Genomic DNA, 23,858 nt, shown 5'->3' on the forward strand with positions numbered 1-23,858 from the left:
TGAAGCTATTTCAAACAGAACTCAAATACACCATGTGGTTATTAATGCCGCCAAGATTGTGAGTATGCAAAAAGATTTAGTGCTGCGGGAAAGCGTGAATTCTGCCGACTTGATCAATGCAGATGGGCAGGCAGTTGTCTGGGCATCCAAGTTTCTTGGCCAACCACTTAAAGAACGGGTCGCTGGAATTGACTTAATGCAACGTCTTGTATGCCTCGCTTCAAGAGAAAAATATAAGATTTTTTTTCTAGGGGCCAAGGAGGAAATCGTAACGAAGGTAGTTGAAACGTATTCTCAAAAATATTCTCAAGATATCATTGCGGGGTTCAGAAATGGATACTTTGATAAGAATGAAGAAGAAAAAGTGGCCGAAGAAATACAGAATAGCGGTGCGAATATTTTGTTTGTCGCTATAAGCTCACCAAAAAAAGAGAAATTTTTGTACTATAACAAGGAAAAACTTTCCAAAATCAATTTCGTTATGGGAGTTGGGGGTAGCTTTGATGTGGTGGCGGGCATCGTCAAAAGAGCTCCGATATGGATGCAGAAAACAGGTTTTGAATGGTTGTATAGATTGATGCAAGAGCCCCGCCGTATGTGGAAAAGATATTTAATTGGAAATTCTAAGTTCATTTTTTTGGTCTTAAAAGAACGATTGGGGGTTTGATATATTTGACTCTTCAAGCACCACAAATGGAAATATGAAGAATATTAGATGAAAATAACTTCAAAGAGTGTAATTATGGTGAATTTCGCTTTTTGTAAATTAATATCACTTGAAAGCATTGATGAAATATAGGTGTTGGCTTTTCTTTGCAGTGGTCTTTACTCTTCCAATGTATATGAGGCTTAACAATGGCCTTTTATTAATTTTCATACTGGTCAGCCTTTTTGACATCATTTTTATTTCCAAGAAAATAAGCCTAAAAAATCTTTTGGTAAATGGTTGGCCAATAGTGGGCTTTTTTATGTTATCCGCTATGGCTGCCTTTCACAATGGTGACGTTAACAACTTCCGTTATTTAGAAACCCATTGGTCACTTCTTTTTGTGCCACTGGTAATGCTATCAGAAAAGAATTTCTATGCCAAAATACGGCGAACAACTTTCATATCACTTGTCTGGGGATGTTTGGCAGCATTGGCGATTTGCTATTTAAATCTCATAATGAAAATAATCAGTGAAGGAGAGTCACTGCAAAATTGGTTTGCATGGCATCACATGGGCCATGATTTTACCTTCATTACGGATGCTCACCCAACATATTTAGGACTTTTCGTCGTTACATCTATTCTTTTTTTAATCCAAGACAAAAAGTTTCCTCAAGTATCGAAATATATTCTTTTAATCATTTTCTTGTTTGGATTATTTCAATTGGCAAGCAAAATGGCCATACTATTGCTTGTTTTATTTTTCCTTTATTTGGCTATCAACAACATCAGGCAATATAAACAGCAGTTGATTCTTCTGATTTTCGGAATTCTTTTTAGTGCATTTGTTTTTTGGACATTCGGGAATCAATATATGAAAAGTAGAATGTTTTCAGTTGATGAAATTTTGGATGAAAAAAGGATTGATCGTTGGGAAGTATCTTACCAAATTTTTAAGGAAAACCCTTTTTATGGAGCAGGGTTTGAGAAGATAAAGGGTATACGTAAAGAGAAGTACCTTCACGGAGACTATTCATTGGCCGCAGCGAATGATTTAAATGCCCACAATCAGTTTTTAGAATATTTGAGCGTCAATGGTGCCGTGGGGGGATTTGTATATGCAATCTCTTTAGGGTTTTTGTTTTTGCTCAGTATTTACAGAAGAGACCATTTATTCACTTTTATATTCTTTGCTTTTGCACTTGCCAACCTCACTGAATCTATGATGGTTAGAATCATGGGGGTTGAATATTTTGCAATTTTTGCCTCACTTTTCTTATGCTCTAAAGGAAGTGATTGTGCCAATAACAGGCAATCTATCCGTAGAGATGATATAATGTTGTCTGCCAAAAAAATGGATAAGATTTGAGATTACATCCAGTATGATATCAGTTGACAGAAATCGTGACACATGGCTTTAAATTATGTTCTGAAACTCCATTAATTAATCATGAAAACATGCTTTTCTTCAGAGATAAACATAACGATTTAATTATCCCGATGACCTATCTTGTAGATCTATTAATCGTTAATTTATTTGCCTATTTTCTTCCAATAAACTTGGGCGAACCTATTTTATTTCATGCGTACATTTCTATGGGTTGGGTTGTCCTATCTACTAAAAACAAATTTTATTCCGTATACAGGTATACTAAGGTTCCAACGGTTTTAAGAAAGATATTTACTCAGTTTATTTTTTTCTTTTTGTTGTTATATGCCTTTATAGGCTTTTTCAAACAGCCCGAAATGAGCCGATTTGCTTTGGCCCAGTATTTTGCGCTCGTGTTTTTGACAGTCTCAATTGTAAAATTCATCATTTATATCATCATGATGAATTATAGGGGCAGCTTAAAGGGCAGTATAAGAAATGTAGTAGTAATAGGAGACAGTAAGAAAACGGGGCAACTTATCAATGTTTTTGTTGAACGAGAAGAGTACGGGTATAATTTTTTAAGGCAATTTTCGGTAAAGCACCCTTCTTTCGATGTAAAAAACTGTCTTGATTTTATCATTAAAAATGATGTGGACGAAATTTACTGTTCAGTTTCTGAATTGAAGAATAAGGAATTGACAGAATTCATCAATTTTGCCGACAACAATTTGAAAACCCTAAAATTCATTCCTGACAACAAGAATATTTTCTCCAAAAAGCTCAAGTTTGAATACTACGATTACATACCTATTCTTTCACTGCGCGATATCCCATTGCACAATCCGATTAATTCGTTTATCAAGAGAAGCTTTGATGTAGTGTTTTCTGGTTTGGTCATTGTCGTTTTGCTTTCGTGGTTAACCCCATTGTTGGGTATGATAATAATATTAGAGTCAAAAGGCACTGTTTTTTTCAGACAGCGAAGAAATGGGGTTGACAATAGAGAATTTTATTGCTATAAATTTCGCTCAATGGCCCCCAACAAAGATGCAGACAACTCTTCGGCTACTAAAAATGATATGAGGGTCACTAAAGTTGGAAAGTTCTTGAGGAGAACAAGCATTGATGAACTTCCTCAGTTTTACAATGTTTTTTTTGGTACCATGTCGGTGGTCGGGCCTAGACCACACATGGTAAAACACACCAATGAATATGCAGATAGAATAGATAAATATATGGTTAGACATTTTGTAAAACCAGGGATTACCGGATTGGCACAAGTGCGAGGTTATCGTGGTGAAATAGAAACTGAAACAGATATTTTGAACCGCACAAAATTTGATATTTTCTATATTGAAAACTGGTCTCTTTTTTTAGATATAAAGATCATGGTACAAACAATCATCAATGCCTTCAAAGGAGAAGAAAAAGCCTATTGATTTATGAAAAAAACCCTCATCACCGGCGCAGCAGGCTTTTTGGGATCTCATCTCTGCGATAGGTTCATCGCCGAAGGGCATCATGTCATCGGCATGGACAATCTTATTACGGGCGATTTAAAGAATATTGAACATCTGTTTCCACTAGAACGGTTCGAGTTTCATCACCACGACGTCTCTACCTTTGTGCATCTCGGTGGCCCTATAGATTATATTCTTCACTTTGCTTCTCCCGCAAGTCCGATAGATTATTTAAAGATTCCGATTGAGACCTTGAAAGTAGGCTCTTTGGGCACCCTGAACTTGTTGGGGCTGGCAAAGGAAAAGAACGCCCGAATTTTGGTGGCTTCGACATCCGAAGTTTATGGTGATCCTCTGGTACATCCGCAAACTGAAGATTATTATGGCAATGTGAGTCCGATTGGCCCTAGAGGGGTCTATGACGAGGCCAAACGTTTTATGGAATCCATCACCATGGCGTACCACAGACACCACGGGCTTGATACCCGCATCGTGCGCATTTTTAATACGTATGGTTCTAGAATGCGATTGAATGATGGTCGGGTTGTTCCTGCATTTATGGGCCAAGCGTTGCGGGGGGAGGACCTGACCGTGTTTGGTGATGGTTCACAGACACGCTCGTTCTGTTTTATCGACGACCAAGTTGAAGGAATTTTCAGATTGCTGATGAGTGACTATGTTGAACCGATCAACATTGGCAATCCTGATGAGACCACGATTTTAGAATTTGCACAAGAGATTATCAAACTAACAGGCACGGATCAGAAGATAGTCTTCAAACCATTGCCGCAAGATGATCCGATGCAACGCCAGCCCGATATCACCAGGGCCAAAGAGCTGTTGGATTGGGAGCCCAAGGTTAACCGTTCTGATGGACTGAAGAAAGTGTATGAATACTTTAAATCACTTTCCCCAGAAGAATTACAAAAAAAAGCCCATCGAGAATTCTCCAATCATTCGTAAAACCCAATTTCAAAACCTATTTTTGCCCAAAATGCGATAAATGAACATTTTGGTTTTGGGCTCAGGGGGCCGTGAACATACTTTGGCTTGGAAAATTGCACAAAGCGATAAGATCAACAATCTTTTTGTGGCACCGGGCAATGCGGGTACTGCTGAATTTGCCAAAAATGTCAATTTGGGCGTCAACGATTTTGAGGCTATTAAAAAATTGGTGCTTGGCGAGAATGTCAATATCGTGGTCGTGGGGCCCGAAGACCCTTTGGTAAACGGAATACATGATTTTTTTCTTGGGGATGCTGACTTAAAACAAGTTCCGGTGATAGGGCCGCAAAAATTGGGGGCCACTTTAGAAGGCAGTAAGGCATTTGCGAAAGCCTTTATGAAACGGCACAACATTCCCACAGCGGCGTATCAGAGTTTCACCGCAGATGACCTTGAGAAAGGGCTTAAATTTCTTGAATCGTTAAAACCACCCTACGTACTCAAGGCCGATGGATTGGCAGCGGGTAAAGGGGTCTTGATTTTAGAGGGTCTAAACCAAGCTAAAAAAGAATTGAAGTCGATGTTGATCGATTCAAAATTTGGCACTGCGAGCAGCACTGTGGTCATAGAGGAGTTTTTAGAAGGTATCGAACTGAGTTGTTTTGTGTTGACGGATGGTGAGGATTATAAAGTCCTTCCCACAGCAAAAGACTACAAGCGCATCGGTGAGGGGGATACTGGGTTGAATACCGGGGGCATGGGCGCCATTTCACCCGTTCCATTTGTTGACGAAACCTTTTTGAAAAAAATAGAGGAGACCATTGTCAGACCGACGGTTGAAGGACTCAAAAAAGACAACATACCCTATCAGGGATTCATTTTTATCGGACTGATAAAGGTCGACGGCGAACCCAAGGTCATCGAGTACAATGTTCGTATGGGCGATCCCGAGACCGAGGTGGTCATCCCCAGAATAAAGAATGATTTGGTTGAGGTCTTACAGGCTGTGGCTGAGAAACGATTGTGTGAAGTGGCGTTGGAAATTGATGCGCGTTCAGCAGTGACCGTAATGGCCGTTTCCGGAGGGTATCCTGGAGCCTATGAGAAAGGAAAAGAAATCACGGGTCTTGAAGCGGTAAAAGATTCCATCATTTTTCATGCGGGCACCAAAGAAGAAAATGGCAACATCGTGACCAATGGCGGTCGTGTTATCGCGATTACTTCCTACGGAGATGATTTCAGGGAAGCACTTGACACTTCCTACCAAAACATCCAAAAAATCAATTTTGAGGGCATGTATTACCGAAAAGATATTGGCTTTGATTTGTGATTTAAACCAGCACTATGGATTTTCCCTCCTTAGGAGGGGTTGGAGGAGGCTTATAAATAAGAATGTGAGGTAATGCTTTTGTCTTCTTCGCCCCGGTCGTTGAACAATTTGAGCTGTTGCATCCAGTAGAGCATTGCAACGAAACCGGCAATCATGAAAATCCAATTGATGGCGTTCGAAGACCACCAGCTTTGCATGAAGCGGAAAAAATCAAACGGCCAGAACAGGTAATTGACAAATAAGTCTTCGATACCGTAAAAAAATGAGCTCATCTTGTCTATATTTATGAGACAAAAATAGTAAATCCGAGGATGATTTCAAGCTTTTTTGGCAAAACACAGCCCATACACTACATCATTCTTTTGGGGTTCATATTCATTTTCTTTTGGGTGGTACAACTTTTGACCGTAAGCGATATTGTTTCGGTGAGCTACGTTCTACCCAATCTTTTGCACGCCGGTATTCTGCTTATGACCATTTATCTGGCGGATGTGATGGCCAAAAGAGGAAAGATGACCGATCAAAGTGCTTATTTTTTGCTCTTTATTACGCTGCAATGTTTACTTTTTCCACAGACCTTAGCAAACCCAAAGGGCATTTGGGCCCAGTTTTTTTTGTTGCTCGCCATACAGCGTTTGCTCGATGCTAAAAATCTAAAAAATATAAAGCACAAGGTATTCGATGGGGCTTTGTTCATTTGTATCGCTTCTTTATTTTGTGCTTGGGCATTGCTTTTTTTTATACTTGTCTTTTTTACGGTCAATACATACGCCCCAAAATCCTTCAAGACCTGGTTGTCAGCCGTAGCTGGCATTCTCACCTTTATGCTGTTGGCTTACTTCATTTTGTTGTTGATTGATGATGGCGGTTACGTTGTCGAACATTACAGGTTCAAAATAGACTTTCAAAGATTGCGCCTGAAGTTCACAGAAAAGCTGGATTTTAAAGTTTTGGCATATATTCTTCTGGTCATCATCTTTGGGGTGATTGACTTTGTCAAATACAGTAAAAAAGGGGGCGGCAAGATTATACTCTTTCGTTTTATGCTGTTGTACTTTACAATTGCCCTAATGGTCAACCTTTTAGACACTTCTGAAGGTTCATATCTCATATTGGCATTTATACCGGCAGCCATTTTTCTGTCTAACTATGTACAGACCATCAAAAAGGCGCGCTTTAAAGAATCAATTTTGGCCGCATTTTTAGTGGTGGGCATGGTATTGGCCCTATTTGAATTCTTGGTATAGCCATCAAAGCAATATCTTTGCTAAAAACAGCCACAATGTTCAGCAAAAAAGCTTTTGAAATTTTTGAGGAAAGCATCAATAACTACCATATCAAAGATGATGTCCACCAAGAATTCATAAATCCCTATGAAAAAGGAGTAGAACAACTGTTATATCGAAAAAACTGGATCGATACCGTACAATGGCATTATGAGGATATTATACGCGACCCCGATATTGACCCCGAAGCAGCACTGAAGCTAAAACGCAAAATTGATGCAAGCAATCAAGATAGAACCGATTTGGTGGAATATATTGACAGTTATTTTCTTCAGAAATACCAATCGGTACAACCAAAGGATTCTGCCACTATAAATACGGAGAGTCCGGCGTGGGCCATAGACCGCTTATCCATTTTGGCATTGAAAATCTATCACATGCAAGAAGAAGTAGAGCGTGATGATGCCTCGGCAGCGCACAGGGCCGCATGCCAGAAAAAATTGAACGTCTTGCTTGAGCAGAAAAAAGACCTTTCCTCCGCGATCAATCAGCTTTTGAAAGATATTGAAAGCGGCGACAAGTACATGAAAGTCTACAAACAGATGAAAATGTACAATGACGATGAATTAAATCCAGTATTGCGTGGCCAAAAAGGCTGAATATGGCCATCTGTTGGTAATTCGCTTTTCAGCTTTGGGCGATGTGGCGATGACCGTACCAGTGTTGTTGGCGGTCACCAAAAAATATCCACAGCTAAGGATTACAGTGGTTTCACGGGGATTTCACAACCCTCTTTTTAAGGGCATCGATAACATCGATTTTTATGAGGCTCGACTGGATGGGGACCACAAAGGAGTTTTCGGGTTGTGGAAGCTTTACAAATCATTGAAATCGCTACATATCGATGCCGTGGCTGATCTTCACAATGTACTGCGCAGTGCTATTTTAAAGAGTTTTTTTAATCTCAGCGGATTCAAGGTCGTACAAATTGATAAAGGCAGGGCCGAAAAGAAAGCACTCACCAGTAACAAAGGAAAAGTATTCAAACAGCTCAAGAGCACGCACCAACGCTATGCGGAGGTGTTTAGCAAACTGGGCTACCCTGTAGAATTGACCCATGACGATGTGTTGGAAAGATTGCCCTTGTCTGATAAGATTCTTTCAATCACTGGAAACAATACTTTAAAATGGATTGGCATTGCGCCCTTTGCGGCACATTCGGGCAAAATGTATCCCATCAAAAAAATGGAGAATATAGTTGCTGACCTCTTAAAGACCGAACGGTATAAAATGTTTTTTTTTGGCGGGGGAGCAACAGAAAAAGAGCAGTTGGATGCCTTGGCATCAAATCACGATACTATTGTTAATATCACAGGGCGACTTTCGTTTTCAGAGGAATTGGAACTTATTTCAAACCTTGATTTGATGGTCTCGATGGACAGTGCCAATGGCCATTTGGCCGCTAATTATGGCGTTCCGGCAATTACTTTGTGGGGAGTGACCCATCCGTATGCAGGGTTTTATCCCTATGGGCAGCCGATGGATAATGCCCTACTTTCCGACAAAGAGAAATATCCCTTGATTCCAACCTCTATTTATGGCAATAAAGTGCCCAAAGGCTATGAAAATGTGATGGAAACCATCTCTGAACATGAAATCCTATCCAAAATCAAACAGGTTTTAGAGCATAAAAATCAATAGGCACGTTCTTCTCGCTGCTCCATGGCATATAAATAGGCCTTCAACTGCTGCATGTACTGATATTTCATGATTTTGGCATTGTTGCCCACCATCATCGTGCGAATACCCATATAGGAAGCGATGATATAGGTGGCGGCTTCCTCACAGTTGACAGACCAGCTGATATGGCCATCTGTCCTTCCCTTTTTAAGCAAAGAAATGAGATTGATTTCCCAGACTTTGAGAATATCCCTCAGGTATTGAATGATCTCGTTGTCGCCCTTATTGAACTCGTTCAAGAAATTGGCCAGAATAAAGCCACAGTCCATACCATTGTGTTCGGCGGTTTTCAAGGCATTGTCAATGGTGTCGATAATTGACGGAATCGGACTTTTATCTTGGGTCAATGGCGCAACCAAAAGGGCATACACCTTTTGCATGATGATGTTCTGTATGATACTGATAAAAAAATCATCCTTTGATTTAAAATGGTGGTAAAAAGCACCTTTAGAAAGCGAAAGTTCTTTCAAAATATCATCAATACTTGTGGCGTGATACCCTTTTTGATAGAACAGTTCAAGGCCTTTGGCACGCATTCGGTGCATGGTCTCCATGCGTTTTCGGTTCTTTTCCATAAGATTTGGGTTTTTGGGGTTCAGAGCCTGTTCAACAATCTGCCGATTATTTTTTTATACCTCTTTTTACGCATTATTTCGTTAAAATTTTAAAACGTAGCTACGACTATGCCTTAAAAATTTTGCCTCATACTGCATCAAAAATGGTTTGATAAAAATTCTAACCGTAAAATTGATGAACAGGCTCACAGACCGTTAAGTCTGTTACAAAGAACCCGCAAAAACCAGTTTGTGTGAAAATCGATGGACGTAAGCCAGAAAATTTTCGCTGAAAGGCAATTTTGCCCACAAACAGCTGATTTTCAAAATACAAAACCGACCACGTGGTCGGTTTAAAGTGCCTCTTATCGATATATATAATAGAGGCTTTTCGACAATTTATAAAAAATATCCTACAGTATATACAAAATAATCTTTCTCACATTTGTTCTTAACGTATCTTGTAAGTATAAGATTCCCCCTCCTTAGATCCCCCCTTTTATTAAAACCAAAGCGATGTACAAGTTTAAATATATCATACCCATGGTGATGGCTCTGCTCATCTTTTTGCTATTGTTTCAATCGTGCTACTCGGTGAGGTTGCGCAGTGTTGATGGAATCTATAATTCCACTGCACCGATAGTCAGGGATGATTATTATCGAGATATGGAGGTCATTGAATTGGATACCGTCATTACCATTGGGGCAACCACCAAAGATTTTACACTGCTCATCAAAACCACCGATAAATGTCCGACGGGTGAATTGCACACCGTGGAATATCGAAGCACCTTGGGAGCAGTGCTCTTGAGTGCCGTGACCTTTGGCAGAAAGCGCAAGGTAAAGATTAAATACGTGTGTATAAAAAGCTGAAAGATCATGGCAAGAACAACCAAATTGAGTTTGAACAACTGGGATACACTGCACGCCAATGGACCTTTCCCGCTCAAGTTTTTGTACAAGACCAAGCTGGAAGCATCAGTGGCACTTCCCAATGAAATTGACCGGTATAATGATGCCGCCCAAGAAATTCAGAGGCTCATAACCGAGGCCAAAAACCAAAACGAGGGATTTAGAGCGTACGGCTCAGCTTGGTCAATGTCAAAAATTGCACATCAAAAAGACCGGATGCACTACAACGCCCACATGAACACCTATTTTTCGTTCAAGGATCAAGACCTGCATGCACTATCAGGCTATGATGCCTCAAATCTGTACATGTTTCAATGTGGTAACAACGTCAAAGAGGTCTCACAAAAACTTGCAAGTCACGGCAAGTCATTGAAAACATCTGGGGCCAGTAATGGACAGACCATTGCCGGATGCATTTCTACCGGGGTGCACGGCTCGGCAATCAACGTGGGTTCGGTACAAGACTACGTGGTGGGCATCAATCTGATTATCGGCCCTAATCCGGGTGATATTGTCTATCTCGAACGCCATACCAAACCTGCCCTGAACGATGTTTTTGTACAAAAGTTGAGGTCAAGGGTCATACGAAACGATGACCTTTTCAATGCTGCATTGGTCGGGTTGGGCTCTTTTGGCTTTATTCATGGTGTGGTCATCGAGGCCCAGAATATGTTTTTGTTGAAACGTTATGTTCGAAAGATTGACAAGAACGTGGCCCTTCAACTGGCCGAAACAATGGATTTTAAAAATTCAAGCTTTAAGATACAGGGGGAAACCGATTCCAATGGTAAGGGCAAGACACCCTATCATTATAAGGTGTTTGTTAATCAATATAAGGATGACAACAAATATGTGGTTGAGTGCATGTACAAAAAACCCTTTAGGCAAAGTTATCCCGATCCGTTTCCTGTTATCAAAACCTCGGTATATCGCGACCTGATAAATTTGGCGATAAAGATTGGCTCCAACTTTCCAACCACGATACCCTTGTTCATCGGGGCATTGGAAAATTCAATCTTGCCCGATGTCAATGAAGAAACCACGGGTACCTTGGCCGAAACTTTTTGGGATGCGCCATACCAAGGCCCTGCTTTCGCCCTTTCATTCGGGGTCGATCATAAAGATTCACGAAAAGCATTGCAGCTATTGGCCAAACTGACCGTCGATGAAGGCCCCGTACCGGGTATTTTCGCTATGCGCTTTATCAAAAAATCAGCGGCAACGTTATCTTTTGCCCGCTTTCCAATCACTTGCATGGTTGAAATCGATGGAGTGCTGTGGAATGAAACCAGCCAGCTGCAAAGCTTGACAAAGTTCGGCAAGCGCATGATTGAAGTGCTCAAGGCAAACAACATTCCGTTTACCATCCACTGGGGCAAAAATGCGGATTGGGGTTTTGCAGGCCTTGTTGATCACATGTATGGGCAAGATGCCAAAACATGGCGTACCTATAGAAGTGCACTGTTGGCCGATGATATGCAAAAACTGTTCGCTAACGAGTTTTTGAAAAAGACAGGTTTGGACAAAAAAGAAACGAACATTCCGCCTAACCTTATTGATTCACTGTTATAAAAACGAAGATTATGATTCAGAATGGAAAATCAAGAGTGGAATTGGAGTATGAGCTACGGCTGACCAAACGAATCTTGGAACGGATCATCGCCCTCAACAAAGATTTGAAAACACCGACCGAGGCCGAGGTCGATGAAATCGAAAAAAGTTTGAAAAAGGAGTTGGAACAAGAGTATCCCAGTTATAAAATCCAGAAAAAATCATAGCCATGGAAGGTAACATACTTACAAATTTGGGTGAGCGTATACACAAAGTGGTGGTTGAAAAATCAACAGTGGATGAAAAACGCGAAAAGAACCGAGGGGCCTTGGCCTTTGTGTTCGTAATCCTCTTCTTTTGCGTGATTTTCGTGACGATGATCATCGGGTACACGACCGAGGGCTTTGCGGTCGAAGACTACAAAGACCTACTGACCACCGTTTCATCGATTCTTTCGGGCCCCTTGGGCTTTATTATCGGTTTTTACTTCAAGGAAAAATATAATTCTGGTACAACAAGCAAGACAGGTGGCCAATAGCATCTTAAATAGGCCCATTCCCAAAAAGGGAAATAGACGAATTTGTCGAATGACTGCTTATTAAATGTTGAAATTACCGGTTAGCAACACCCGCCACCATCGTAGTGGTAGGTCGATTCACTGATAAAGATATCATCCCTGCCCAATGAGGCCAATGCACCCGCAGTTTTGTCACAGACCGCCAAAGGTTGGTTCTTCAATAGAACATGCCCTTTGTTGTCATTAAAATAATCGTCATCACCGTAATAAATGGCCGCTTTGCCAGTGAAAACACAAGGTCCGTCCTCGGGCATTGGGTCTTTAATGGCCGCCACTTCGATGGATTCGATATAAATCAACTCGTCGGTCGTATAATTTTTTGGGTCCAAAATGCGATAGGGTTTTCTCGCACGGATTTCAATGGTGCCAAAACCAACATCGGTCAATGCTTTTACATAGTCTTTGATAGGAAGGCTTCCACTCAAACATAAGGCCCGCAATCGGTCATCGTTGCGAAGCGTGTCGTTCATTTCTTGCTCACAAGTGGGGTCGCTCATCACCAATCGGCCATGGGGCTTCAACACCCGGTACATTTCTTCAATTGCTCGTTTGAGGTCCTCCTCCTTGAAAATATTGAACAGGCAGTTTTGTGCGGCAACGTCGATGCTGTTGTCCTCAACCGGTAGATTCAGGGCATCTCCCTTTTTGAGTTCTACGAATTCTGATTTGAACCAGTCGTTCTCTTCTTCGGCAATTTTAAAGTTGTTGCGACTGGCTTCCAACATCTCATCGACCACATCGACCCCGATAACACCTCCTTTTTGACGGTTGAAATAGGAAAATTGTAACAACTCCATGCCCCCGCCGACACCCACATAGAGCATTTTCGGGTTGTTGGAAAGATCCCTGGCATGCACGGTACTGCCACAGCCATAGTTCATCTCTTGCATGATTTTCGGGATTTTCAGACCCGGCAGCTCCCATATTGGGTTGGTGGTACAGCACAATCCCACATCTGGGGTCAATGCCGCTTCTTTGTATACATCTACAGTGGCTTCTAAATAGCTCATAAAAAATAAATTAGTTTTAAACCTTGAAGGTTTCAAAAACCTTCAAGGTCTTAGGTTCATGCAACGGTGCCCTGACAGCTACTTCCCGCTCCAGCGGTGCAGCCATAGCAATGTTGCGAAATAATGATGTTTCTATCGTTGAGGATATCCTCATTGTAATCCTTGATGTGCTTCACCTTGCTTGCCACCTTTAAATCGAGCATCTGGTTGAAATCGCAATCGTAGAGCCAACCATCCCAACTCACTGAGATGGTGTTGGTACACATCACATTTTCAACGGCAGCGGGATTATAGGCATCGACCAAGGCGTACATGTAATCCTCATAGTTCTCTGAGGCGATGAGGTAATCCAAAAAGCGGGCGATGGGCAGGTTCGTGATGGCAAACAGATTGTGGAACTGAATACCGAAATCCTCATCCAAAGCTTTTTTGAAATCCCTTTCCATGGCCGCTTGGTCACCTGGCAAATAAGCTCCTGAGGGATTATAGACCAAATCCAATCGCAAATCGCTTCCCGGCATGCCATAGCCTCTGGCATTCAACTCTTGCAATGCTTTAATGGATTTGTCAAAGACCCCGTCGCCACGTTGTTTGTCCGTTTTGCCCCGGGTATAGTGCGGCATCGAGGAAATGACGTGCACATTGTGCTTTTTAAAGAAGTCGGGCAAGTCATAATACTTCTTGTTCGCCCTGATAATGGTCAGATTCGACCGTACAATAAAGTCTTGAATGCCCGCTTTGGCGGCCTCTTCAACAAACCAACGAAAATCAGGATTCATCTCAGGTGCTCCCCCGGTTAGATCTAGCGTATGCGCACCTGTATTTCGAATGACCTCTAAACAAAGCTCCATGGTTTCACGTGTCATGATTTCCTTACGATCTGGTCCGGCATCCACGTGGCAATGTTCACAGACTTGGTTGCACATATAGCCCACATTGATTTGGAGTATCTCCAATTTTTTTGGGCGTAGGGGAAACTTTCCGATGTTGGCGATTTTATCCTTAAAATAGGGGAGCTCACCATCGGCAAAAATCCCCCCATTGAGAATTTCCAACTGTTTATTTTCGGTGACAAGCTCGTTTTGTCTTGCCTTCAACGATTTTGTGGCCATTTTTTTAGTTTCTGGTTTTTTTTGTTTCAGGTTTCTAGTTCCAATTGCTTGAAACATGAAACCTACATTGACAATTTATTGTACTTGTTCATCATCTGTACCCCGTGTACCAGTGTCGCACCGCTTTCAATAGCCGCCCCGGCGTGCACCGCTTCCATCATCTCTTCTTTGGTGATGCCGCGTTGTAGCCCATCTTTGGTGTAGGCATCGATACAATATGGGCATTTTACAACATGTGCAACGGCAAGGGCAATCAATGATTTTTCCCTAGCGCTAAGCGCACCCTCTTCAAAGACTTTCCCATAGTAGTCAAAGAATTTGTTTCCGAGTTCTTCGCTCCACTCGGTGATATTTCCGAATTTTCTTAAATCCGCTGGGTCGTAATATGAATTTGCCATGTGAAATAATTTAAAATTGATTATATGTACCAATTGGTATATATCAGGATGAAAAATAAAGTTTGTGGAAAATCAGACAGTAAACCGTGGAGACCCCCTGGTCAGATGGGGCAATGTATAGAAGTTGTCATCCAAGACGGGCGATGTATGCTCTTTAAGAAGTGATTCTGTTCTTTTGAGGATGCTTTGAAAAAGTTTTTGCAGTGTTTTTGAAAGCGACTTGGCGTTCTTTCTGAGAAGTATTCTTATATCTGCAGTAGAGTCGATATCAATTAAAAACGCTAGTTGTTTGATTTTATCCGTCTCACCTAAATAATCCTTCGTCGCTTCATAGAGACGATGGGTCTGCCAAGGGAGTGCTCTAAAAGCCGCCTTTTCAAAGCTTTGCCTTTGAAGCCCCATAAGGTAGAATCCACCATCTGTAGAGGGGCCGAGTACGTTCTTTCCTTTCGCCAGTGCGTTTAGGGCATCGTTTAAATGGCTGGAGTTTAATTGTGGAGTGTCATTGCCCACCGTAATGATATTCTCAAATCCTTTATCAAAAATGGATTGTATCGCATTTGCAAAACGGTCACCAAAGCTACTGCCGACCTGATGTTGTTCTGAATAATGAAAATAGGGAAGCCCTACGTTTTTAATTTCTTTTATGGTCAGTCGGGTGAGGAGCGAAAATAGGGAGTCGCCCTTGCGTATGCATTTGTGCCGTGATTCTTCTTCTGCAGAGTTTGCAAAAAAAAGTATTGCTGTTTTTTGGGTTGAATCGTGTTGCATGAACTTGATGGTCTGGTAAACTTACGACAAAAATGTACAATGGGTTTGGTCGTAATCCTTCAATTTTCTTATCAAAAGGAAGCAAACTTTAACAAATGGCGTTTTCAGTAAACTATTCCAGGCGCAAGCCCATAATACATTTGCAGGAACAACAAAATTAAATTTCGACAGAAGCATCGAATTATATAAATCCCGATATCGAGCCAAACCGACCTACCGGTTTGTTTTGTGGTATTGGCTATCTCAATATTATAGTGATTTTATGGATAACGGCTGTATGATAATCGACAAAATGCACCGATTTATAAATCGTATAGCTCAAAAGATGACGGTACAGACCAATCGGTTTGGCAATTTAATATTTGGTAACCTTAATTTTCAGGACGTTTTCTTGCGGAAGCGTTAATTTTAAGCATGCAAAAGTCACTACAAGAATCAAAATCAATTGGGTTGGTCCTTTCCGGTGGCGGAGTACGTGGAATGGCCCATATCGGTCTCATCAAGGCACTGCGAGAGCATGATATTGCGGTCAACTGTATCGCCGGTAGTAGTGTCGGAGCCTTGGTGGGTGCTTTATGTGCCAAAGGCAACTCGATTGAAGAAATGCTGCAATTTTTTAGGGACACCCCAGTGTTTCAATACAGCTTTTTTGCTCTGGGCAAACCTGGATTGATAGACATTGAACGTTATATCCCGATTTTAAAAAAATATTTTGACAAAGATGATTTTTCTACACTCAATATTCCGTTGTTTGTAGTGGCCACAGATCTTATGAACGGCCAAGAAAAAGTATTTCAGAAAGGAGAACTGATTCGACCAATTCTTGCTTCAGCTGCTTTGACCCCTTTTTTTAGCCCGATAGAGATTGACGGTGTTCTTTATGCCGATGGTGGCATTATGAACAATTTTCCCAAGGAATATGTTGAAAATGAATGCGATTTTGTGATAGGAAGCAATGTCTCGATTACCGAGCGACTTCAAAAAAAGGATTTAAGAAACTCGTTGCAACTCGCAGGCCGAATCACAGGGCTGATGATCTATGCTTCATGCAGGGAAAAAATTGGCGAATGCAACATGATGATTGAACCCCAAGAATTATCACAAATCGGTGTTTTTGACAAAAAGGGCATCGACAAAGCCTTTACAATCGGTTATGATGCTGCAAGTTTTGCGTTGGAAAAAGCTTTAAGCGTATAGTATAAGGGTAATTTGAATACAAAAATGTAAAATCACTGTTTTCAGTGATTTTACAGATACTTGACCGCTATATTTTAGCGTTACTACTTTTCATCGATAAACAAAAAATCAAATACTTGATATGCCTTCATTTGTCAAAAAAGAATTCGATAGCAACACAAAGACCACGACCTTTTATTATTCACAAACCGACCAAGACACATTTGAAGCCGATGTGGACAATTTCTTTGTATCAGAAGCGTACAGATTGGTAGAAGGAGATAAAGGCAATGGGGTCTATGAAAAAGGTGACCGCACACTTCGGCTTTTATTGGGAGCTTTTTACAAATACTTCAAATTCAGAACACATATTGAGTTCAATGGCAAGGGTGATGCCAAGCTTTCGTTGATCAAAGCTACATCTGGTGTTTCAGGTGGGGCCATTGGTGTAAGTCAGGTCAAAAAGGAGCTGACACGACTGGTTGAAAAGCTTGAAACACTCTAAAGCTTGGCATTCTGCGGGGGCAAAGTTCAAACATCATCATAATCAATTTTCAAGCTTGGGGTCAAAGGGTGCGATTGGCAGGTAAGTACCAGTCCTTCTTCAACCTCGCCATCGGTCAATATCTGGTTTTTGACCATCTCGACCTTTCCTTCGGTCACCCTGGCGATACAACTGCTGCAGACACCGCCCTGACATGAATAGGGGGCATCAATATTGGCCTTTAAAACGGCGTCGAGCACGATTTCTTTTTTATCCATCGTCAACTCAAAGGTCTCATCGTCGACCATCACGCTCACTTTTGTTTTTCCATCAAGGGTTTCTGCCAATGTATCTTCGGTATCCGTTGCGGTAAAGAGTTCAAAGTGGATTTTATCTTCGGCAACATCGTTTTGTAGCAATGTGGTTTTTACGGCATCAATCATGGCCTCGGGGCCACAGAGGTAAAAAGCATCAAATGAAGTGTCTTTGAACTTGTTTTTGAGGATGAAGTTCACGGTTGAGGTCTCAATGCGTCCAAACAATGCATTTTCTTCGGTCTGTCTGCTATAGATGGACTGTAAAAAAAACCGACCATTATATTTTTTGGATAACTCAATCAGCTCTTGGCGGTACATGGTTTCTTCCAAACTTTGATTGCCGAATACCAGTACAAAAGTATTCTCTGAATGGCTTTCGAGAACGGTATGGGCAATGCTCATGATGGGGGTGATGCCGCTGCCGGCAGCAAAGGCAATGATGTTTTTAGCGGCCGAATTGGGTTCAAATACAAATCGGCCTTCAGGGGGCATGACCTGTAGCACATCGCCTTCTTGAATGGATTCATTGGCATATTTTGAAAATGTACCGTTTGGCATTTTTTTGACACCAACCGTGATTTTTTTTGAGGAAGGCGGTGTTGAGATGGAATAAGACCGTCTCAACTCTTGCCCTTCAATCCCATGTTTTATGGTGATATATTGACCTGCCTTAAAAGAAAATATTTCTTTTAAATCATTGGGTACTTCAAACGAAATGGAAACTGAATTGGGTGTCAGCCTTTTGATTTCATCTACTTTTAGCGCATAAAAATCGCCCATAGCTTAAATTTTGGGTGCAAAGCTAATGATTCAGAAAATTTTATTCGATTTTCGAAATCTAAAACATAGTTCGATTAAATGTCTTGTTGGCAGATAGGTTTGCCCCAAGGTAATTTACTTCTAGAAAAAGCCTTTTTTCTGTAACAAAACGGTTATTTTCGATACTTACCAATCATAATTTTCCAACCATGTTCAAGCGTTTCATTTGGCTGCAATGGAAATCGTTTTTTAGGTCCTCTTCCTTTGGTAAAAGTGTCGCCGTCAAGGTCTTGATGGGCTTTTTCAGTATTTATCTTTTGGCCACGCTTCTGATGACAGGTGCGGGAATGTATTTCATACTAAGAGAAATCTTTCCCGATGAAAACCCTATGTGGATGCTCAGCCGCTATTTTGTGTACTGGGTATTGATCGAGCTCTTTTTCCGCTATTTTATGCAGAAATTGCCGGTGATGGACATTAAGCCACTATTGATTTCAAATATCAAAAAATCATCGATTGCCCACTATATTTTGGGCCGTTCAGCAGTGTCATTTTACAACCTCTTGGCCTTGTTTTTCTTTATCCCATTTGCAGTCGTGCTGATGTTTAAAGGGTATCCAACATTGAACGTGTTGGTATGGTTGGTTTCCATCTTTGCATTGGTGTTGTGCATCAACTATGTGAATTTCTTGATCAACAAAAATGACAGGGTACTTGTTGTCATAGGCACTTTGATTGCAGGCCTGTATGCTTTGGACTATTTTGGCGTCTTCTCTATAAAAGACGTTTTTGGCCCTATTTTTCATGGCTTGTATGCGTATCCGATAACCGTGTTCATTCCCATTGCATTGGCGTTTTTGGCCTATCGCATCAACTATGGTTTTCTCAACAACCATATTTCACTCGAAGGAGCTTTGAAGGGTAAGACCAAAACCGCAAAGACTTCAGATTTGGCATGGACGAAACGTTTCGGCGAGCTTGGAGCCTTTCTACAACTCGACCTGAAAATGATCTGGCGCAACAAACGCACCAAATCGCAGGTATGGATCTCACTGTTGTTCGTTTTCTACGGATTGATTTTCTACACCCAAGAGATTTATGCCGAGATGAAGGTCATGCACTGCTTTTTGGGCATTTTTATGACGGGAATCTTTTTGAGCAACTTCGGGCAGTTCATTCCCGCTTGGGACAGTTCGTACTACCAAATGATGATGGCACAGAACATTCCGCTCAGAAAATATTTGGAGTCGAAGGCACTGTTGATCATGGTCAGTGTTGTGGTCATGTTCTTTTTGACCATTCCCTATGTGTATTTTGGCACCGATGTACTGTTGATCAACACGGCTTGTGCGATTTATAATTTGGGAGTGAACATTCCGGTCATTCTGTACTTCGGCTCGTTCAACAAAAAACGCATTGAGTTGGATCAAAGTCCGTTTGGCAATATGCAGGGCACCAGTGCCACGCAGTTTTTAATCATATTGCCCGTTTTGGGACTCCCCATCGTAGTGTTTGCGTTGCTATACTATTTGGTTTCCTTTGAGGCCGCTATTGCAGTGCTTTCAATTATGGGAATTGTGGGCTTTGCCTTCCGAAACCGATTTATGGAAATCATCACCCGGCAATACCGCACCAAAAAATATCGCATGATCGCAGGGTTTAAAGAGAAAAATGGATGACGGTTGCTCAATGCTCGAAGCTGGATGCCAAATGTTTTTCCTTTAGCATATTCGAGTTTGAGCTTGATACTTGAATTTGAACTTTTATAATTATGATCGTAGCAGAAAATCTCACTAAAAAATACGGTGCACAGACCGTGCTGAATATTGACCATTTAGAAATTCCGAAAGGGCAAAGCTTTGGCTTGGTCGGTAACAACGGCGCGGGAAAAACCACGCTGTTCAGCTTGTTGCTTGATTTGATAAAACCCACCACGGGCCATATCATCAACCATGATGTCAGGGTAGATCAAAGCGAGGCATGGAAACCATTTACCTCTTCCTTTATCGACGAAACCTTTTTGATTGGGTATTTGACCCCAGAAGAATATTTTTATTTTATCGGTGAACTTCGCGGTAGGAACAAAGCCGATGTTGATGCGCTGCTGTCCCAATTTGAAGATTTCTTTCATGGCGAGATTTTAGGCCAGAAGAAATACCTGCGCGACCTATCCAAAGGAAACCAAAAGAAAGCAGGCATCGTGGCCAGTTTTATCGGCAATCCAGAAGTAGTGGTACTGGATGAACCTTTTGCCAACTTGGATCCCACGACCCAAATTCGTCTGAAGGCCATTATCAAAGAATTGGCCGCAAAAGACGGGGTGACCGTTTTGGTCTCCAGCCATGACCTGATGCATGTTACTGAAGTCTGTGAACGCATCGTGGTCTTGAACAAGGGTGAAATGGTCAGGGATATCAAAACCTCAAAAGAAACACTCAGGGAGCTGGAAACTTTTTTCGCAGGCTAGACCTGCAGGGTCTTTGAAACCTTGCAGGTCTTGTCTATTGATAGGGTGTCTTTCAGAGGATAAAAAGCGTCTTTTTTATGCTACGAAGCCATCATAAATGAGGGGTCATAGAAAAAAGTCGCTCTTTTGATTTTACCGTTTTCTACTTCGTAGACACACAGCTCTTCCATCTTGCACCTGCCAATTTCCTTAAATGTGACATCGCTGGTCATGGGCACTACAAAATGGTTTCCGGTAATGACAGGTTCACCGACCGAACCGCCATGGCTCTCTACAATAGAGCTGGCCCACTGTTCAAATCCCTTTAAAATGTTCTCGATTCCCTCGGTTTTTTCATTGGGCACGCCTGGCATTTCCACACTTACGGCATCATCGGCATAAAGCCCATAGGCCTCTTGGTAATTGCCTTCTCGGCATAGGGTCACTAATTTGTCTGCTACTTCTTTAGTTGTCATTTTTTTTATTGTTTTATGATTAATAAATAGACTCTGGTTCATTCAAGTGCTTTGCCCAAATAGGCATTGAGGGGTTTTATGGTTTCAAAATGTGCCATGATTTCATCAACAAGACGATCCGATTCATAAAAATTGGACAGGGGGAATTCAGCAAACCCATAGAATTGCTTGTGATAGATAAGGTCGGTTTGTTCAGCGGCTTCTAAAAATTCTTTGTCCAACCGTTTTGACCTTTCACCTTTTAACTGTCCGAAAGCATTTTTAAAAGCATTGTTATGCACCAATTTTGTCAATGCATCCGGATTTTTGGCAATGTGTTGCCTCACCTTTTTCAATTCTGGGGGACGTACCATAAAAAGGCCACCACCCACATGCACATGTTCGGCATCAATGCCCAAATAGTAACCCGGAAGCTCTGATTTTTTCCCTCCTGGTGAAAAGCCTGCTTTCATGATGGTATTGTAAGGTGATTTGTCTTTTGAAAATCGAATATCACGATTGATACGGAACAAGGCTTTTTTAGGGTCAGGTAGTATGCGGTCGTCCCATGCTGTCAATTTTAGAAGTATTTCATTCAACAGACTTAAAAATGGGGCTTTCACATCGTTTTCATATCGTTTTTTGTTGGCATGGAACCACTCTTTGTGGTTGTTCTTGGCCAATTCCTTAAAAAAGTCGGTAAAAGCTTTTGAAATCATGATACGTCACTTTTTTGAGATTTCAATGGATTTTCTGGCCCACTCCATCAATGTTTCAGCATCATTGAGCACATCTTTGGGAATGGAGTAATAGGGCATTTTTGAATGTTTTTGACAGCCCTTGTCTTCAAAAAAGCTATGAGTGACCCCATCTGACTTTAAAAAAGCCTTTCCTTTTGAATCGACCATACCAAACATCTTTCCTTGGTGAAAAATGCCATGGCCCCCGAACATTTTTTTAGAGGTGATGTTTTCCATTTCACTCAACTTTTCCAGAATAAGCTCGGCCATTAGCACTGAAGCTGTTGTTATTTTAGCACCCTTTTGCCCCATATTTTAATTTTGTTTTGCCAATTTGAGGGATAGCTCGGCAAGCGTTTCCCAATCTTTTTTGTTTGTAAAAGAAGCTTCATACCAACCCGAAAGTGGTCTTTTTGTTTTGAACGGACTGAATTCTTGTAGTTCTACGCTCAAAGTCTCTAATGGATAATCCTTTCCAAACTTGAACACCATTTTCTGCTTTGTTGAGAAAAAGGCGAACACCTTGCCATTGTAATGAATCGCAGGCGAGCTCATCATTTTACCCTCGGTTACCTTAGGATACTGTAAGCAAAATATAGTTTTTATGGATAAAAAGGCCTCGAGTTCCATTCTTCCAAAGCTACAAAAGCGCTTGTCCGACGTAAAAGGCCAAATCCGCCACTTTTAAGGGTTGATTGTGCCATTTGCAAGAAGTATCTTTAATTCGTTAAAAATGTAAAGATGAAACACGTCAGTATTTTGGTGCCGAAAGGCGACTTGATTTTGAGTAGTATCGTGGGGCCTTTAAAAGTTTTAAAGGCCGCCAACCAGTTTCTGATACAATCGGGAGCCCGTGACAATGATTTTTTTGAAATAAAGTTGGGGGGTATTGATCGTGATAGTTCGCAATACAACGGGGCTTTCAGCATACATTGTGATAATGTTCTGGGAGAAATAAAAAAGACTGATTTGATTATGATTCCCGCGCTACGCCCTGATAATTTAGTGGAGGATTTACAGCAGAACCAACCCTTGATTCCATGGATTTTGCAACAACGTACTGTCCATGGTGCCGAGGTCGCCAGTATGTGTATAGGGGCTTTCATTTTGGCCCAAACGGGCTTGGTCGATGGAAAACAATGCGCCACCCATTGGGCCGCAATGGATATTTTTCGGCAATTGTATCCAGATGTCCATTTGGTTTCCAACAAAGTGGTGACCGAAGAAGATGGCATCTATACGAGCGGTGGTGCCTACTCTTTTTTGAACTTGATGTTACATTTGGTTGAAAAATATTGTGGCCGTGCAGCGGCGGTCTATATTTCCAAGTTTTTTGAAATAGAGATTGACCGCGTTGACCAAAACCAGTTCGCCATTTTTCAAGGCCAAAAAGACCACGAAGACGAAGCCATTCGTCAGGCACAGCATTATATCGAAGGAAACATCACCGAAAAAATATCGGTCGAACGCCTTGCGGAACGCTTTGCCATAAGCCGTCGAAATTTTGTGCGCCGCTTCAAAAAAGCGACCCAAAATACCCCATTGCAATACATTCAACGGGTGAAAATCGAAGCCGCCAAACGGAGTTTTGAAAGCACCCAACACAATGTCAACGAGGTGATGTACCAAGTGGGTTATGCCGATGAAAAAGCGTTTCGAACGGTATTTAAAAAATATGCGGGACTGTCACCTGTCGCGTACAAGACAAAATACAATCGTAGCAGGGCAAATTTTGAACGGCCGACTGCATGGTGACGCTCTTTAGACCTGACAAGTTTTAGAAACCTGTCAGGTCTCGTGAATTGAAAGCGCATTTTCAAAACCCTGCATTTTGTCGACCAGCCCAATAATAATCTGTTTCTTTTTGAGTTATG

The 23,858-nt window shown here is 41.5% G+C and carries 28 protein-coding genes; 17 read left to right on the forward strand and 11 right to left on the reverse strand.

Features of this window, described 5'->3' with window-relative positions:
* The first annotated feature begins 64 nt into the window (after window positions 1-64).
* From AAAH86_RS07300 to purD, 5 genes are all read left to right on the forward strand, one after another.
* Window positions 65-667: a WecB/TagA/CpsF family glycosyltransferase gene (locus AAAH86_RS07300; protein WP_343486908.1), complete on the forward strand. Its 603-nt coding sequence runs from the start codon at window positions 65-67 to the stop codon at window positions 665-667.
* A gap of 109 nt (window positions 668-776) precedes the next feature.
* Window positions 777-2,018, forward strand: a complete 1,242-nt coding sequence (locus tag AAAH86_RS07305) for an O-antigen ligase family protein (RefSeq protein WP_343486909.1) — start codon at window positions 777-779, stop codon at window positions 2,016-2,018.
* A gap of 89 nt (window positions 2,019-2,107) precedes the next feature.
* Window positions 2,108-3,460: an undecaprenyl-phosphate glucose phosphotransferase gene (locus AAAH86_RS07310; protein WP_343487841.1), complete on the forward strand. Its 1,353-nt coding sequence runs from the start codon at window positions 2,108-2,110 to the stop codon at window positions 3,458-3,460.
* Between the two features lie 3 nt (window positions 3,461-3,463).
* The gene (locus AAAH86_RS07315; RefSeq protein WP_343486910.1) at window positions 3,464-4,444 is read left to right on the forward strand and encodes a UDP-glucuronic acid decarboxylase family protein; all 981 of its coding nucleotides are present in this window, start codon (window positions 3,464-3,466) and stop codon (window positions 4,442-4,444) included.
* Between the two features lie 40 nt (window positions 4,445-4,484).
* Window positions 4,485-5,756 (forward strand): phosphoribosylamine--glycine ligase, encoded by a 1,272-nt coding sequence (purD, locus tag AAAH86_RS07320; RefSeq protein ID WP_343486911.1) that lies wholly within the window; start codon window positions 4,485-4,487, stop codon window positions 5,754-5,756.
* 50 nt (window positions 5,757-5,806) lie between these two features.
* On the opposite strand, the gene AAAH86_RS07325 is transcribed toward purD, so the two are convergent.
* The gene (locus tag AAAH86_RS07325; protein WP_343486912.1) at window positions 5,807-6,028 is read right to left on the reverse strand and encodes a uracil phosphoribosyltransferase; all 222 of its coding nucleotides are present in this window, start codon (window positions 6,026-6,028) and stop codon (window positions 5,807-5,809) included.
* 39 nt (window positions 6,029-6,067) lie between these two features.
* Here AAAH86_RS07325 and AAAH86_RS07330 point away from each other — a divergent pair, with 39 nt between their 5' ends.
* The 3 genes from AAAH86_RS07330 to AAAH86_RS07340 are packed head-to-tail and all read left to right on the forward strand — an operon-like array spanning window position 6,068 to window position 8,683.
* Window positions 6,068-7,003, forward strand: coding sequence for a DUF6427 family protein (locus AAAH86_RS07330; RefSeq protein ID WP_343486913.1), 936 nt, complete (start codon window positions 6,068-6,070; stop codon window positions 7,001-7,003).
* A gap of 35 nt (window positions 7,004-7,038) precedes the next feature.
* Complete coding sequence (locus AAAH86_RS07335; protein ID WP_343486914.1) at window positions 7,039-7,641, forward strand: DUF4254 domain-containing protein; 603 nt, start codon at window positions 7,039-7,041, stop codon at window positions 7,639-7,641.
* Entirely contained in the window at window positions 7,625-8,683 is a 1,059-nt protein-coding gene (locus AAAH86_RS07340; protein WP_343486915.1) for a glycosyltransferase family 9 protein, read from the forward strand. The genes AAAH86_RS07335 and AAAH86_RS07340 overlap by 17 nt, the downstream gene beginning before the upstream one ends.
* Here AAAH86_RS07340 and AAAH86_RS07345 read toward each other — a convergent pair.
* Entirely contained in the window at window positions 8,677-9,297 is a 621-nt protein-coding gene (locus AAAH86_RS07345) for a TetR/AcrR family transcriptional regulator (protein ID WP_343486916.1), read from the reverse strand. The genes AAAH86_RS07340 and AAAH86_RS07345 overlap by 7 nt on opposite strands.
* Window positions 9,298-9,792: 495 nt before the next feature.
* Here AAAH86_RS07345 and AAAH86_RS07350 point away from each other — a divergent pair, with 495 nt between their 5' ends.
* The 4 genes from AAAH86_RS07350 to AAAH86_RS07365 are packed head-to-tail and all read left to right on the forward strand — an operon-like array spanning window position 9,793 to window position 12,277.
* Window positions 9,793-10,149, forward strand: a complete 357-nt coding sequence (locus tag AAAH86_RS07350) for a hypothetical protein (RefSeq protein ID WP_343486917.1) — start codon at window positions 9,793-9,795, stop codon at window positions 10,147-10,149.
* 6 nt (window positions 10,150-10,155) lie between these two features.
* On the forward strand, window positions 10,156-11,760 hold the full coding sequence (locus AAAH86_RS07355; RefSeq protein ID WP_343486918.1) for an FAD-binding protein: 1,605 nt from the start codon (window positions 10,156-10,158) through the stop codon (window positions 11,758-11,760).
* A gap of 11 nt (window positions 11,761-11,771) precedes the next feature.
* Entirely contained in the window at window positions 11,772-11,966 is a 195-nt protein-coding gene (locus AAAH86_RS07360; protein WP_343486919.1) for a hypothetical protein, read from the forward strand.
* A 2-nt stretch (window positions 11,967-11,968) separates the two neighbouring features.
* Window positions 11,969-12,277 carry a hypothetical protein gene (locus AAAH86_RS07365; protein ID WP_343486920.1) on the forward strand — a complete coding sequence of 103 codons (309 nt, stop codon included), beginning with the start codon at window positions 11,969-11,971 and terminating at the stop codon, window positions 12,275-12,277.
* An 80-nt stretch (window positions 12,278-12,357) separates the two neighbouring features.
* On the opposite strand, the gene arsM is transcribed toward AAAH86_RS07365, so the two are convergent.
* The 4 genes from arsM to AAAH86_RS07385 all read right to left on the reverse strand — a co-directional run bounded on the left by arsM (window position 12,358) and on the right by AAAH86_RS07385 (window position 15,607).
* The gene (gene arsM, locus AAAH86_RS07370; RefSeq protein WP_343486921.1) at window positions 12,358-13,326 is read right to left on the reverse strand and encodes an arsenosugar biosynthesis arsenite methyltransferase ArsM; all 969 of its coding nucleotides are present in this window, start codon (window positions 13,324-13,326) and stop codon (window positions 12,358-12,360) included.
* Between the two features lie 56 nt (window positions 13,327-13,382).
* Window positions 13,383-14,438: an arsenosugar biosynthesis radical SAM (seleno)protein ArsS gene (arsS, locus tag AAAH86_RS07375; protein WP_343486922.1), complete on the reverse strand. Its 1,056-nt coding sequence runs from the start codon at window positions 14,436-14,438 to the stop codon at window positions 13,383-13,385.
* Between the two features lie 62 nt (window positions 14,439-14,500).
* A complete protein-coding gene (locus AAAH86_RS07380; RefSeq protein WP_136564998.1) occupies window positions 14,501-14,836 on the reverse strand; it encodes an arsenosugar biosynthesis-associated peroxidase-like protein in 336 nt (111 codons plus the stop codon).
* Between the two features lie 72 nt (window positions 14,837-14,908).
* Complete coding sequence (locus tag AAAH86_RS07385) at window positions 14,909-15,607, reverse strand: DUF2064 domain-containing protein (protein WP_343486923.1); 699 nt, start codon at window positions 15,605-15,607, stop codon at window positions 14,909-14,911.
* A gap of 414 nt (window positions 15,608-16,021) precedes the next feature.
* Here AAAH86_RS07385 and AAAH86_RS07390 point away from each other — a divergent pair, with 414 nt between their 5' ends.
* A complete protein-coding gene (locus tag AAAH86_RS07390; protein WP_343486924.1) occupies window positions 16,022-16,804 on the forward strand; it encodes a patatin-like phospholipase family protein in 783 nt (260 codons plus the stop codon).
* Between the two features lie 121 nt (window positions 16,805-16,925).
* Entirely contained in the window at window positions 16,926-17,288 is a 363-nt protein-coding gene (locus tag AAAH86_RS07395; RefSeq protein WP_343486925.1) for a hypothetical protein, read from the forward strand.
* Window positions 17,289-17,314: 26 nt separating this feature from the next.
* Here AAAH86_RS07395 and AAAH86_RS07400 read toward each other — a convergent pair whose 3' ends face one another.
* A complete protein-coding gene (locus tag AAAH86_RS07400; protein ID WP_343486926.1) occupies window positions 17,315-18,364 on the reverse strand; it encodes a ferredoxin--NADP reductase in 1,050 nt (349 codons plus the stop codon).
* 188 nt (window positions 18,365-18,552) lie between these two features.
* Between AAAH86_RS07400 and AAAH86_RS07405 the strand changes: the two genes are divergently transcribed.
* Window positions 18,553-20,022, forward strand: a complete 1,470-nt coding sequence (locus AAAH86_RS07405) for a DUF5687 family protein (protein WP_343486927.1) — start codon at window positions 18,553-18,555, stop codon at window positions 20,020-20,022.
* Window positions 20,023-20,114: 92 nt separating this feature from the next.
* Window positions 20,115-20,810 (forward strand): ABC transporter ATP-binding protein, encoded by a 696-nt coding sequence (locus AAAH86_RS07410; protein ID WP_343486928.1) that lies wholly within the window; start codon window positions 20,115-20,117, stop codon window positions 20,808-20,810.
* A gap of 80 nt (window positions 20,811-20,890) precedes the next feature.
* Here AAAH86_RS07410 and AAAH86_RS07415 read toward each other — a convergent pair whose 3' ends face one another.
* From AAAH86_RS07415 to AAAH86_RS07430, 4 genes are read right to left on the reverse strand one after another with little or no spacing between them, the layout of a single operon-like run.
* Entirely contained in the window at window positions 20,891-21,265 is a 375-nt protein-coding gene (locus tag AAAH86_RS07415) for a nuclear transport factor 2 family protein (protein ID WP_343486929.1), read from the reverse strand.
* 38 nt (window positions 21,266-21,303) lie between these two features.
* Window positions 21,304-21,963 (reverse strand): DUF2461 domain-containing protein, encoded by a 660-nt coding sequence (locus tag AAAH86_RS07420; protein WP_343486930.1) that lies wholly within the window; start codon window positions 21,961-21,963, stop codon window positions 21,304-21,306.
* A 6-nt stretch (window positions 21,964-21,969) separates the two neighbouring features.
* Complete coding sequence (locus AAAH86_RS07425) at window positions 21,970-22,296, reverse strand: TfoX/Sxy family protein (protein WP_343486931.1); 327 nt, start codon at window positions 22,294-22,296, stop codon at window positions 21,970-21,972.
* Between the two features lie 3 nt (window positions 22,297-22,299).
* Window positions 22,300-22,542: a hypothetical protein gene (locus tag AAAH86_RS07430; protein WP_343486932.1), complete on the reverse strand. Its 243-nt coding sequence runs from the start codon at window positions 22,540-22,542 to the stop codon at window positions 22,300-22,302.
* Window positions 22,543-22,725: 183 nt separating this feature from the next.
* Here AAAH86_RS07430 and AAAH86_RS07435 point away from each other — a divergent pair, with 183 nt between their 5' ends.
* Complete coding sequence (locus tag AAAH86_RS07435; protein WP_343486934.1) at window positions 22,726-23,739, forward strand: helix-turn-helix domain-containing protein; 1,014 nt, start codon at window positions 22,726-22,728, stop codon at window positions 23,737-23,739.
* The last annotated feature ends 119 nt before the right edge of the window (window positions 23,740-23,858 follow it).

Source organism: Allomuricauda sp. d1, assembly GCF_039592695.1.
Classification (GTDB): Bacteria; Bacteroidota; Bacteroidia; order Flavobacteriales; family Flavobacteriaceae; genus Flagellimonas_A.